Source organism: Chitinophagales bacterium (assembly GCA_041392475.1).
GTDB lineage: Bacteria > Bacteroidota > Bacteroidia > Chitinophagales > UBA2359 > JAUHXA01.
Window position 1 is genome coordinate 2,160,882 of record JAWKLZ010000002.1, and the last position, 13,773, is coordinate 2,174,654.

Annotated in this window: 7 protein-coding genes; 5 read left to right on the forward strand and 2 right to left on the reverse strand. The window is 39.8% G+C overall.

Annotated elements, in window-relative coordinates; translation table 11 throughout:
* The first annotated feature begins 13 nt into the window (after nt 1-13).
* The 5 genes from R3E32_22055 to R3E32_22075 all read left to right on the forward strand — a co-directional run bounded on the left by R3E32_22055 (nt 14) and on the right by R3E32_22075 (nt 10,483).
* A complete protein-coding gene (locus tag R3E32_22055) occupies nt 14-3,814 on the forward strand; it encodes a carboxypeptidase-like regulatory domain-containing protein (GenBank protein MEZ4887432.1) in 3,801 nt (1,266 codons plus the stop codon).
* A gap of 111 nt (nt 3,815-3,925) precedes the next feature.
* Nucleotides 3,926-8,026: a hypothetical protein gene (locus tag R3E32_22060; GenBank protein ID MEZ4887433.1), complete on the forward strand. Its 4,101-nt coding sequence runs from the start codon at nt 3,926-3,928 to the stop codon at nt 8,024-8,026.
* A 104-nt stretch (nt 8,027-8,130) separates the two neighbouring features.
* A complete protein-coding gene (locus R3E32_22065) occupies nt 8,131-9,216 on the forward strand; it encodes a PorV/PorQ family protein (GenBank protein ID MEZ4887434.1) in 1,086 nt (361 codons plus the stop codon).
* 202 nt (nt 9,217-9,418) lie between these two features.
* Nucleotides 9,419-9,889 carry a transcription elongation factor GreA gene (gene greA, locus R3E32_22070; GenBank protein MEZ4887435.1) on the forward strand — a complete coding sequence of 157 codons (471 nt, stop codon included), beginning with the start codon at nt 9,419-9,421 and terminating at the stop codon, nt 9,887-9,889.
* Between the two features lie 204 nt (nt 9,890-10,093).
* Nucleotides 10,094-10,483: an HIT family protein gene (locus tag R3E32_22075; GenBank protein ID MEZ4887436.1), complete on the forward strand. Its 390-nt coding sequence runs from the start codon at nt 10,094-10,096 to the stop codon at nt 10,481-10,483.
* A 64-nt stretch (nt 10,484-10,547) separates the two neighbouring features.
* On the opposite strand, the gene R3E32_22080 is transcribed toward R3E32_22075, so the two are convergent.
* Nucleotides 10,548-11,693: a DUF819 family protein gene (locus R3E32_22080; protein ID MEZ4887437.1), complete on the reverse strand. Its 1,146-nt coding sequence runs from the start codon at nt 11,691-11,693 to the stop codon at nt 10,548-10,550.
* Between the two features lie 321 nt (nt 11,694-12,014).
* The gene (locus R3E32_22085) at nt 12,015-13,751 is read right to left on the reverse strand and encodes a T9SS type A sorting domain-containing protein (protein ID MEZ4887438.1); all 1,737 of its coding nucleotides are present in this window, start codon (nt 13,749-13,751) and stop codon (nt 12,015-12,017) included.
* Nucleotides 13,752-13,773: the final 22 nt, after the last annotated feature.

The following is a 13,773-nucleotide window of genomic DNA, read 5'->3' on the forward strand; positions in this document are numbered from 1 at the left end:
AAAAAGTACACTTATGATAAGACGATTATTACTCTTGTTTTTTATGCCCTTGCTATGTGCAAGTTTCGCTTATGCTCAAACTGGCGAAATCCAGGGCAAAGTTACGGACGCCGAAACAGGCGAAACGATTCCGTTTGTGAATGTATCTATAAATATCAGTGGCAACTTAGTGGGTACAACCACTGATTTTGATGGTATTTATTCGCTCAATTCCATCAGACCAGGTGCTTACACCATTACCTTTTCTTATGTGGGGTTTCAAACCAAACAGGTAGATGGTGTACAAGTGAATGTGGACAAAACAACATTTTTGAATGCAGAATTGGGAACTTCAAGTGAAATACTTGATATTATTGAAGTAGTAGAGTATAAAGTTCCTCTATTGCAGTCCGACCAAACTTCAAGTGGACAAACAGTTACTTCAGAACAGATTAAGTCTATGCCTACTCGAAATGTAAACTCCATTGCAGGTACTGCTGCAGGTGTATTTCAAGCAGATGAAAACAGTGGACTGAATGTAAAAGGTGCACGTGAAGAAGCTACTGACTACTACATCGATGGTATCAAAGTTCGTGGTACAAGTGCGATTCCCGCTACTTCTATTGAGCAGTTGACAGTTGTGACAGGAGGTGTTCCTGCAAGATATGGAGATGCTACAGGAGGGATTATCAACATCACTACCAAAGGCCCTTCTACTACGTTAGCAGGAGGATTAGAAGTAATCACATCTGAAGGATTAGACCCTTATGGTTATCGTTTGGGTAACTTTAGTTTGTCAGGTCCAATATTGAAAGCCAATAAAGGACAAGACGGAGAAAGAGCCATTCTTGGATTTTTCATGTCGGGTGAATACCTCTATGAGAAAGACGATGACCCTTCAGCTATCGGTACATGGAAGGTGAAAGACGATGTTTTGCAAAACATCATCGACAACCCTTTGAGTCGTTCAGAAACAGTCAGTGGTTTCCAAAAAAGTTCAGACTTTGTGACTTTTGATGATTTGGAAAAAATTGATGCCAAAAACAATGTAGCAAAAACGGAATACAGTTTTGCAGGTAAAGTAGATTTTCAACCTGTTGAAAACTTCAACTTTACACTCGGTGGTAACTTCAACTACAATAGTGGAGGTACTGGTCGTCGTTCTGTAGCCTTTAGAGATTTCATGCGACGTTATGAGTTATTCGATGCAGACCACTCTCCTGAAATCGCCAATACCGTTTATCGAGTGTATGGACGATTTACGCAGCGATTTGCCAATAGAGAAGCCGTAGAAGGAGAAGACCAAAAACCATCGGTACTTCAAAATGCGTTTTATTCGCTTCAATTTGACTATACCAAAGCATTACTCAAAGCACAAGACCCAATTTTTGAAGACAGACTCTTTGAATACGGTTATGCAGGACAGTTCAATACTTACAGTGCGCCCAACTATGCCCAAACGGTGAAACAGTTGGCGAATGGCGTATCTATTCAAGGATGGGAGTTGCAAGGTTTCCAAGATACCTTGGTGACTTATACACCTTCGGATATCAACCCTGTGAAGTCCAGACACAATGAGCAGTATTTTCTTTTGGCTGGCGACAACAAAGAACAGTTTTACCAAACTCGTGACCAAATATTATTGAACAATGGTATTTTAAACGGGCCTGTTTCGACTTCTCTTTCTACGACCTACAACCTTTGGTACGCTCCAGGCAATCCTTATGGTGTTTACCAAACAGATGATTCAGATCAATACCGATTGACTTTTAATGGTGCTTTTGACCTTAGAAAAACTGGAGCATCTGATAGAAACAAACATTCTATCCAATTTGGATTTGAATACGAACAGCGTGTTGACAGAAGTTGGTTGATTACACCCAATGATTTGTGGACACTCGCAGACCAGTTGATTGCTGCTCCTCAAAGGGGGTTGGCATTAGACAAGAGTGCTGAATCTACTTATTTGATTATTGATGGTGAGCGTATTCCCTTTAGTGAATACAATGGTATAGACAAAATATTTAACTCCAATGATACCATTACTTATGACATCATCAATACATTGACAAATGACCCCAACAATTATTTTGACCGAACTTTCCGTCAAAGATTGGGTTTTGGGGAAACAGAGTTCATAGATCCCTTCAATGTGACACCTGACCGCTATTCATTGGATATGTTTTCTGCGGATGAATTGTACCGAACAGGTGGGAATTCTGGTGTAGTAGATTATTATGGTTACGATTATTTGGGTAATAAATCTTCTGACCAACCTACTTTCGAAGATTTTTGGCGTGCAACCGATCCTTCAACAGGTATCAGAACACGACCTATTGATGCGCTTCGACCTATCTATATGGCAGGGTACATTCAAGACAAATTCTACCTGAAAGATTTGCTTTTCAATATTGGTTTACGTGTTGACCGTTTTGATGCAAACATTCAAGTTCCTAAAGATAAATTTTCGCCTTTGTATGGTGTGAAACGAGCTGCCGAAGTTACGCAAGTAGGTGGACAAGCTGTTTCACATCCTTCAACTATTGGAGAAGACTTTGTGGTATATGGCAATGCAGATGCTACGGATATAGTAGGATATAGAAATGGAGATCAATGGTATGACGAAAATGGTGAAGCTTTGAAAGACCCACGGGTATTGCTTCAAGGAGGTTCTTCTCCTATTCCGTTTTTGATTGAAGGACAAGCAGGCATTAGAGATGATGATGACTACAATCCTTCATTGGCTTTTGAAGATTATGAGCCACAAGTGACCTTTATGCCTCGTATTTCTTTCTCTTTTGATATTTCTGACGAAGCTATTTTCTTTGCCCACTACGATGTACTTTCTCAACGTCCACAAGACCGTTTCCGTGCTACTCCTGATATTTGGTACTTCTTTGAAGCCAATGCATTGAGTGGTGTATTGGACAACCCTAACTTGAAGCCAGAGAGAACGATTGACTATCAAATTGGTTTCAAACAAAAATTAACCAATTCTTCTGCTCTTACTTTATCTGGTTTTTATAGAGAGTTGAAAGACATGGTGCAAGTACAAAGTGTGCCATTCGCTTATCCAAATGAATATTCCACGTATGCGAATATAGATTTTGGTACGGTAAAAGGTCTGGAGGTTGCTTACGACCTGCGTAGAAGCAAAAACGTACAATTGACTGCAAACTATACTCTGCAATTTGCAGAAGGTACAGGTTCTGGAGATCGTTCACAAGCGAACTTAATTCAGTTTGGACAACCCAACCTACGTGCTATCTTCCCGTTGAGCTATGATTCTCGTCACATGCTCAATTTGAATTTTGACTTCCGTTATGGTGAAGGCAAAAACTACAATGGTCCTAAAATTGGCAACAGTGATATTTTCGCCAATGCAGGTTTGAATCTTATTGTGAGAGGTCGTTCGGGTACACCTTATACCCAACAGGCCAATGCAACACCAGATGCTCAGTTTGGTGTTCAGACTCGCCCTTCAATTGACGGAACTGTCAATGGTGCACGTTTGCCTTGGAGCTTTAGAATGGATGCTCGTTTAGAGAAAGATTTCAAAATCGTGAATGGCAAGAAAGAGGGTAAGTCTGATATTTCTTTGAATGCATATCTTTTAATACAAAATGTATTGGATGCTAAAAATATCATCAATGTGTATGATTATACAGGTAGTCCATTAGATGATGGTTATGTTTCCTCTCCAGATGGTTTACAAACCTTGGATTCTCAAGTAAGCACACAAGCATTCTTGGATCAATACTATATCAAAGTACAAAATCCAAACAATTACAGCATTCCTCGACGTATTCGTTTAGGGCTGATTTTCGGATTTTAGTATATAAGATGTCAGAAATTAGGGGGCTGATTTTGTTAAAAAATCTGACCCCTGATTTCTAATATTTGAAGTTTATAGAAAAAATACAATTTTAAAAAATAAACATGTCCTATGTATAATAAAAAAATCATACTCTTAGTTTTGGCTTTCTGCTATTGCTGGACACTTTCTGCAAAGGAAAACATAGGTATTCCGAGCGTGCCAGCAAATACAGATGCTCCGATTGGAAAGGTAGCGGACTGTAATGCTGCTACGGCTCAGGTTGATTTGAACATCAACAATGTAAGAGCAAGGGTACTGACAGGCGGTGACGTTTGGTGGGATCCTGTTTCTACTCAAAATCACTACGAAGTACCTAGAGTTCCTCCTGGTTCTGATGAGGTTTCTAAAAATTCTCTTTTTGCAGGAGCACTTTGGATTGGAGGTATTGACCAATTCAATCAGTTAAAAATAGCAGCGCAAACGTACCGTCAAAGTGGTAATGACTTTTGGCCTGGGCCTTTGGATTCAAATGGTGAAATTGAAGAAGCTGTTTGTACCCAGTTTGATAGATTCTGGGAAGTAAAAGGTACAGACCTAAATTTATACCTCGGTCGAGTACAGGAAGCAAAAGAAGCAGCTGGCGGTAGCAATAATATTAGTATTCCTCTTGCTCAAATTCCTGCAAGTATTTTGGCATGGCCTGGTAAAAACAATCCGTGGTTTATCGAACAAAATGGGTTTTCTTTGCCTGCCAATAAAAACTTGGCTCCTTTTTGGGACAACGACGGCAATCCTGATGAATATGATCCAACAAAAGGAGATTATCCTGTATTGGATTCAGAAGTAGAAGGAGTTTTTGGTGACCAAATGATTTGGTGGATGTTCAATGATAAAGGTAATGTACATACCGAAACCAATGGTGAAGCCATTGGTTTGGAAGTAAGTGCATTGGCGTTTGCATTTGCGACCAATGATGAGGTGAACAACATGACTTTCTACAAATACAATGTTGATAATAAATCAACCTTTGCAACAGATAGTACCTTTTTTGGACAATGGGTAGATCCTGACTTGGGACAGTTTGACGATGACTTTGTTGGCTGCATTCCTGAGGAAGCATTGGGTATTGTCTATAATGGAGATGCTCAAGATGGTGACTATGGCAACAGCCCTCCTATGTTAGGTGTGGACTTTTTCCGAGGCCCTAAGCGTACCTTTATTAACAATCAAGGAGAAGAGGTTTCGGAAGAAATCGGTATGTCTGCCTTTGTGTATTATAACAACGACTTTACCGTAATTGGTAATCCTGAAAACGCCTCTCACTTCTATGGTTATATGGCAGGTGTTTGGAAAGATGGGCAACCTTTTACATGTGGAGGTAATGCACGTGGTGGAACTGAACTGTGTGACTATATGTTCCCAGGTGATCCAACTGATAGCGAAGGTTGGTCGGAGTGTTCTGAAAACAATTCTCCCGCTGACCGTCGTTTCTTGCAGTCATCTGGGCCGTTCCGTTTGGAGCCAGGTGCAGTCAATGATGTGATTGTTGGAGTAGTTTGGATTGACAAAGGTTTTCAATATCCTTGTCCTTCCTTCGATGCTTTGAAACAAGCTGACCGTAAAGCACAGGCTTTGTTTGACAATAATTTTAAATTGACAGATGGTCCTGATGCTCCTAATATTGCAATTAGAGAATTGGACCAAGAATTGATTTTATCTCTTTGGAACAATGAAACTACTTCAAATAACGCCAATGAAGGATATGAAGAAGCAGACCCTATCTTGGCAAAGCAAGGTTTCCCTGATTCTACGTATATTTTTGAAGGTTATAAAATCTATCAACTCAGCGCACCTACTGTGACTGCGTTGGAAGACCCAGACAATGCTCGTTTGATAGCGATTGTGGATATCAAAAATGGAGTAGATAGATTGATAAACTACAATACAGATGCCAACATTGGAGCATTGATACCAGAAGTAATGGTAGATGGACCTGATCAAGGTATTCGTCATACGTTCCGTATTACCAATGACTTGTTTGCATTGGGGTCTTCAAAACTGAACAACAATAGCAAATATTATTTTACTGCAGTGGCATACTCTTACAATGCACATACGCCTTATGATCCAAACGCACCTGACGAAACTTCTCAACGCATACCTTATTTGGAAGGTCGAAACAACGTGCGGGTTTATACAGGTATTCCACATATTCCTACACCTCAATCCAATGGTATCACCTTGAATGCAGCTTATGGCGATGGGCCTGATGTCATTCAGGTTTCAGGTACTGGAAATGGAGGTAATAGTTTGGAATTGACCCAAGAAAGTATTGACGAGATTTTAGCAAATGGCTTTGCAGTAGATCCAACGTATGTAGGTGGTAGCACTCCAATTGATATCAAAATTTTTGATCCTGCAAGGATTCCCAATGCTGAATTTGAATTGACCATTAATAATGTGGGGTCTCAGACGATTGTAGATGGAAATTCTGGATGGGTTTTGAAGAATTTGACAACAGGAGATTCTGATAACTCTTTGCGTCCAATTAGTCAAAGTAATGAGCAGTTTGTAGGTGAATGGAAAGGAGATATTCTTGAAAGTTCCATTGCAGGTTTTACTGTAAATGTAAATCAAGTACCTGAACCTGGTAGAGATGTAGATGGTGTGTTAGGCGCAACTGTGACTTTTGCAGATGTTCAGAATGTGTGGGTAACATTGGTTTCAGATGATGACAATACTAATTCTATCTTCAACTGGATTCGTTCTGGCACAAGTAAAGATGAGATGAATAGTGTAATCAATGACAATGGTTGGACAAAAACGGAGTTCCATGATGCAAATCAATACTATGAAACCATTGGTGGTGGTATTATCGCTCCTTATTCTTTGACCAATGCCAACAGCGCAGCTCTGGGTGGCTTTAGAGCCAATTCTCCTATTGCTCCTGCCTGTACTGATTGTTATGGTGCGAATCCTGATCCAACTTATACCCTTCCGCAAACTTCGAGCATTGATATTGTATTGACTGCCGATAAAACAAAGTGGACCAAAGCAGTGGTGATTGAAATGGCGCGTGATGCAGCCTTATCACAAGGTAGAGCTACGAAAAACGGAATCAGAAGACATGCAAGTTGGGATGCTCAGGCAAGCGGGAATACACCGAGTTATGTATCTCCTGTAACTAGTATTGAAGCTGGACGCACCTACTATGTCGTCGGTACTTCTGCTTCTTCCATTACTTATCAAAATAGTAGTGATCAAACAATCACTATAAACGCCAATACTTTCTTCAAACCAACTGATATCAATGGAGCTACAAGTATTAATGCCCTAAATGAAGGAGAGTTGTATGATGCTGCAAATATTGGACGTTCTTGGTTTCCTGGATACGCTATCAATGTAGAAACGGGTGAGCGATTGAACATCATGTTTAGTGAGAACTCTTTCTTAGGGAGTGAAAATGGAAAAGACATGATCTGGAATCCTACTTCTACACTGATTACTTCTTCTGGTGCTTTTGGTGCAAATGCAACAAGAGTTGGGGGAGAGCATTATGTGTATGTGATGAACTCTCGATACGACGAAGGAGAACGCTACCGCAGCATGTTGGTAGAATCTGCTCTATCAAACAGCATTAGCATGAAAAAAGCAGTGTATGATGAAGCGATGTGGGTAGCAATTCCTTACTTGACTCCTGGTTTTGATTTGGCAACTTTGGAGAACGGTATCGTTCCTTCAACGGTAAGCATGAAAGTGCGGGTTGCTAAAGCTTACAAAGAAACAACAGCAGCAGAACCATTGAAGTATCGCTTCAATTTTGCGAAATACGCTCCTTTGGTAAATCAAACGGATGTAGCTGCAAAAGCGGTAGATTTGGTGAAAGTGGTTCCGAATCCATACTACGCATTCTCTGCTTACGAAACAAGTCAGTTGGATAACCGTGTAAGAATCACTAACTTGCCTACTCGGGCTAATATTGATATTTTTACCTTAGACGGTTCTTTGGTACAACAAATCAAAGTTGACAACAATGGCGTAGAAACGGGTGTGGGGAATCTTTCTGGTACAGAAAATGTCAATTCTGTTGATTGGGATTTGAAGAACAACAAAGGTATTCCAGTAGCTAGTGGTGTTTATCTTATCCGTATATCAGCTCCTGATTTGGGCGAAGAAACAACCATTAAGTTCTTCTGTATCAACCGCCCATTAGACCTTGATATTTTCTAACAAAGAACAGCAATTAATCATTTATCGAATGAGGAGTTGGAGTAGCTCAACTACCATTATTTTGATGCCGACTCCTCATTTGTTTCTAAAATAAAAAATTCGATATGAAGTATATCAACTATATTATTTTATTCTCTTTATGCGCTATCCTGTTCGTAGCCGATGCGCAGGCAGGAAATACAGACAGGGTAGGACAAGCAGGAGCAATGGAGTTGTTGTTGAACCCGTGGGCGCGTAGTAGCGGCTTCAATAGCATGAATTCAGCGACGGTACAGGGCATTGAAGCCATGCGCCTCAATGCTGGTGGCTTAGCCCGTATGGGTTTAGGAAGTATGAATGAAGAATCAAAAACACAAGTGCTTTTTTCAAGTACACAATACTTGAGTGGTAGCGGTGTTTCTCTGAGTGCTTTTGGTTTTGGACAGCGCATGGGTGAATCAGGTGTTTTGGGGCTCAATGTGGTATCTATGGGCTTTGGAGAACAGGATGTTACGACCATTTCTGCACCCGAAGGTGGCACAGGTGCTACGTTTGAGATTCAATTGGTGAACTTGGGGGTTTCTTATGCTCGCTCTTTCTCCAATAGTATTCACGTAGGTTTTGTGGGTAGAATGATTAGCGAATCTATTTTTGATGTAACCGCTAGTGGTATTGCCTTTGATATGGGGATTCAGTACGTCACAGGGCCTCAAGACAATGTTCACTTTGGCGTATCTTTGCGAAATATTGGAACTCCATTGCAGTTTAAAGGAGATGGGTTGTCTGTAAAATTACCCGTTAATGGTGGTTACAACATTACGGTGAACAATCAAGCAGACCGTTTTGAATTGCCTTCTGTATTGAACATTGGCGTTGGCTATGATATGCACTTAGATTCTGCTGATAGGCATGTATTGAGTTTTGTAGGAAACTTTACCTCAAATGCTTTCAACAAGGATTATTTAGGTGCTGGTATCAGTTATACTTACAACAAAAGATTCTCGGTAAGAGCAGCTTATCGCTATGAGGATGGAATAGATGGCGATTTAGACTTTACCCAGCGTACTTCCGAATTTACAGGATTGAGCGCAGGAGTAAGCGTAGAAGTACCCATCAAAGAAGGTGGATCTTCTATTGGCTTTGACTATGCTTATAGAGGAACAGCTTCTTACAACAACAATCACACGATTGGAGTACGACTCAACCTTTAATGAAGTTCAAAAAACTGCTCATTTCTATAAGAATTGATAGAATATGTGCTGTTTTGGGAATTGATTATGGATGAGAGTTGGAATAAAAGCTTTTTTTAATTCCAACTATATTTGTTAATTTTGCGTTATAGAGTAGAGAAACGTTTCTGAATTCCAGAAACGTTTCTTTTTTTATGTTAACTTATCAAAAATCTGTTCGAAAATGGCAGTTAAATATTATTCGCCAGAAGGCTTAGAGAGACTCAAGAAGGAACTGCATCACATGAAAACCAAAGGTCGGGCTGCTATGTCCAAACAACTTGCGGAGGCTCGTGAAAAGGGTGATTTGTCGGAAAATGCAGAATACGATGCGGCAAAAGAAGCACAAGGACTACTAGAAATGAAGATTGCAAAATTGGAGGAGGAACTTGGCAATGCTCGTTTGTTGGACCCCAGTAGAATGGATACTTCTAAGGTGATGATTCTTTCGAAGGTAAAAGTGAAAAACCTAAAATTCAATAAAATCTTTGACTACCAAATCGTTTCTCAAAGTGAAGCAAACTTAAAAGAAGGTAAAATTTCGTTTAGCTCTCCTATTGCCACAGGCTTATTGGGGCATAAGGTGGGGGATAAAGTGGATATCAGTGTGCCTGCGGGTTCTATTAGTTTTGAGATTTTAGAAATTACGATGTAGAAACACTATGGACGCAAGACCAGAAATTTCAACTAACGAATAGCCAACAATTTAAGTCCATAATTTAGACTTTTGAAGTTTTGTTTTGAAAATGCATCTATCACATTGGAGGATAACCAGCCTTTTTCAAAAAGTAAACTTCAAAAGTCTTCACTTCAAATACGGAACTTAATTTTTTACCATTCTTCAATTGTTTACAGAACTATGTCCAGTATTTTCTCAAAAATTATTGCAGGGGAGATTCCTTGCTACAAAATTGCAGAAGACGAGCATCATTTTGCCTTTTTAGACATCTTTCCTGTTACCAAAGGGCATACCTTGGTCGTACCCAAAAAAGAAATTGACTACTTTTTTGATATACAAGACGATGCCATGAGTGCCTTGATGGTGTTTGCCAAAAAAGTGGCAGCAGCTGTTGAAAAAACCATTTCTTGTGAGCGCATTGGTATGACCGTGTTGGGTTTGGAAGTACCTCATGCCCATATTCATTTGGTGCCATTGGACGAAAAAGGAGTCATCAACTTTGGTAAAAAATTGAAGTTGAAGAAAGAAGAATTTGAAGAAATTGCAGAGGCTATCAAAGGGAATTTTTGACGAATTTTCTGGTTTATTTTTTTTGGATAAATGGTGAATAGCCCTTCAAAAATTGACTTCAAACTCACCCCATGCACCACTTCAACCAATATCCCAAGCCAATCCCCAAATAATTTCCAATCGCATAACCCACCAATCCTGTTGCCATTCCCGAAAAAACGAGGCTTTTGTTGTTGATAACACTGGCAATTTGGCCGACAAAAACAGGCCCGTAAATCGCTGCTGTTGAAGTAATCATGACTGTATCTCGGTCAATGCGAAATAACAAAGCCAATCCATAATGCAGCAATATGGCTAAGCCCATCACAGAGGCAGTAAACAGCAAAACCGTTCCACCTTCTTCGATTAATTTGGAGAAATCTGCCAACATTCCAATTGCCACGCAGAAAATCAGGAGCAGGTATTCCCCAATTTCAAAACTGCCTTTGATGCACCGAACAACAGGTAAAAGGGAAGCCGATACGCTGAAGGTTGTCAGTAATAAGATAATCAACACAATATTCTCCAATTCTCCACTGACCCAATACGTGGTGCCAACAGAGGCTGCAATGATGAGTGAGGTCAAACCAAAGCATTGAAGGAAAGATAAAAGAGTAGGTATTTGAGAATGAGGCTGATTGTTGGGTTGTATGGGAGTGTTTTCGGAAGATGTATTTTTTGGAAGTTGAAATTTGGGAAAGAATCGGGCGAGTAGGGTAGGAGCGAAGGAGCTTAGAAATAGAATATAAACTGCCCCACAAACGGTATCAGCAGCATTTAGCAATACAAAGGTAGATTCTTCTGCCTTCAATGCCAATCCAATAGCATTGAGGTTGGGCGTACCTCCCGTGTAAACTCCGACCAACATAGCCGATAATTGCCACGTATCTTTTACAAAATCATGAAATACAAAAGCCATCAAAGCCGAACTGATAGTACCTGCAATAACGCACAGTCCAAAAGAAAGCACTGTATTTCGTGCGTGTTTGAACCAAGCAATCAAATCGGTAGCGTATAAAAGCATTGGAATGGCCAATAGAACTGCTACTTGGCTGATTATGGTAGCTATTTGTGTGTCAATCGAAAAAAGGTGAATATTGACCAAAATAATGCCCAATGCATAAGACCAAACGACAGGGCTTAACCACTTGATGGTCGGAAACAATCGAAACAAGCGAATACCAATGTAAGGCCCTAAAAAGATGGTAAATAGTTGGACAATGACTGCCATTTGTAGAAATTAGACGGTGTTTGTTTGTATATTAGGTTACAATCTTCATAAAATCCGATTTTGATAACTGCTTCAATATACTACAAAAACAAGAAAAACGCAATTAATAAATTTTTCCGAAAACCTAAATTCTTGTTTCGATATTCCGTTTAACTGTTGCCAAAATTAAAAATTGTACCGACTTCTTCGGAACATTTCTAAAACTTGGCAGCGTTTGAGTGAACTCACTCCACCACCAGTTTCCCTCCCTTGAAAACACGCCACCATTCGTCAAACTATCCGTTCAACTGTTGGCAACGGTTGGAAACCGTTGCCAAAGTTTCACTCCACCACCAGTTTCCCTCCCTTCAAAAACGCCCCGCCACAAGTCAACCGATACAAATACATCCCCTCCACAAAATCCCCCAAATCCAAATCCACCTGCGAATATCTAATACCTAATATCCAATTCCCCACCTCTTTCCCCTGCAAATCATACAATTGCAGCAATCCTTCCTTAGGTAAATCGTACTCCAAAAACACCTGTCCACTGCTTGTAGGATTCGGATACATTTTGAAGGAAAAAGCAGGCAATCCGTCCACTCCTTCAATGCCTACAATTTCTTCTCCTGTCACCACTTTGATGTCAAATCGAGAAGTATCGGAACAAACGATGGCGGTCAAAGTCACAATGCGAGATTCGCCTTTCTCCGCAAAAGTATGACTCGGATGCAATTCCTCCGAAGTCGCACCATCGCCAAAATCCCACAAAAAATGTCCGCCGTCTATGCTGTCGGGATAGACGTATTCGCTGTGATTCGTGAAGTGATAGGTGAGAGGGTTTTCGGGGTCTTGTTCGGCGGAGAAGGAAGTGAGGGGTTCGGTGAGGAGACCCATGCAGTTGGTTTTGACGAGATAGACGTTGGCGCCAGGTTCGGGTAGGCTCTCGGTTCTTCCGCTAATAATAAAACCATCCAGTCCATCTGCTCTTTCATTGGTCAATACCAAATCATAGCCCAAATCATTTCGATTACCTCCATAATGTCTCGACCACAATACTTCTCCTTTTGGGCTTAATTTCGCTATCATTACTTCAAAATCTGTACTTGTCTGCCCGCTAAGATAATAATCACTTGCATGTCCACTAACAATAATCGTACTATCTGACAACTCTACTAGTCCTGTCACCGTACCATTAAAAAACAATTCGTCATCTTTTCGCCATTCTTCAAAAGTATGTTTATTGAGTTTGATGATAGTACCATAATTGATAGGAAGACCGCTGTGTCCTGACAACAAAAAACCACCGTCCATAGTGAAATTCATTTTGATGCCCCAATCCTCATAACCCAAATTAAAAGTACGCTCCCATATCACTTCCCCTTCTTCATCTATCTTCAACAACAGTATATCTCCATGCTCATATCTGTATTCAATCGTACCTATCAGATAATATCCATCGCCTTGTGGCGAAACTTTGATTTCTCGAAACCAACTAAAATAGGGATAAGGATATATTTTGTTCCATACTTCATTGCCCAGAGAATCCAACTTAATTAAATAAGGGTTGCTATAAAAAGAATTGACATCAATTGGGTCAGACCATATTTCACCTGCCAATAAATAACCTCCATCTGTAGTTTGTGTAGCACTTAAAGTACGGTTATTGTAAATCACATCACCTAATCCATTGAAGGACAATATATTAAAATCAAAATCAAGCATAATGCTATAACTAGCTATTTTTTGAGTAGAAATTTTACGAGCATCCCCTACTAATAAATAACCATTTTTTTTCTGTAAACTTGATTGTATAATAGTTTCATAATCATCTATATAGTAAGTTTTAAGGTTTAATGTATCCCCATTATTATTAAATTGAAAGCAGAAGGAATTAATCTTTGTTACTTCTGAATCTGCAAAAGAGCCACATAGCCAATAATAATTGTCAGCTATATAATTCACATCTCTCCCACTATGAATATCTGACCATCCATAGTTTTTAGTAAAGTATTTAGTCTGTGCCATCAAAGGCATAATCATATACATCAACAACACAAAAACAATGATTTTTTTCATATTAAAAATAAGAAGAAGAAAG

Coding starts and splice junctions, on each gene's coding strand:
- R3E32_22055 (MEZ4887432.1), top strand. CDS start 14: ATGATAAGACGATTATTACTCTTGTTTTTTATGCCCTTGCTATGTGCA.
- R3E32_22060 (MEZ4887433.1), top strand. CDS start 3,926: ATGTATAATAAAAAAATCATACTCTTAGTTTTGGCTTTCTGCTATTGC.
- R3E32_22065 (MEZ4887434.1), top strand. CDS start 8,131: ATGAAGTATATCAACTATATTATTTTATTCTCTTTATGCGCTATCCTG.
- greA (MEZ4887435.1), top strand. CDS start 9,419: ATGGCAGTTAAATATTATTCGCCAGAAGGCTTAGAGAGACTCAAGAAG.
- R3E32_22075 (MEZ4887436.1), top strand. CDS start 10,094: ATGTCCAGTATTTTCTCAAAAATTATTGCAGGGGAGATTCCTTGCTAC.
- R3E32_22080 (MEZ4887437.1), bottom strand. CDS start 11,693: ATGGCAGTCATTGTCCAACTATTTACCATCTTTTTAGGGCCTTACATT.
- R3E32_22085 (MEZ4887438.1), bottom strand. CDS start 13,751: ATGAAAAAAATCATTGTTTTTGTGTTGTTGATGTATATGATTATGCCT.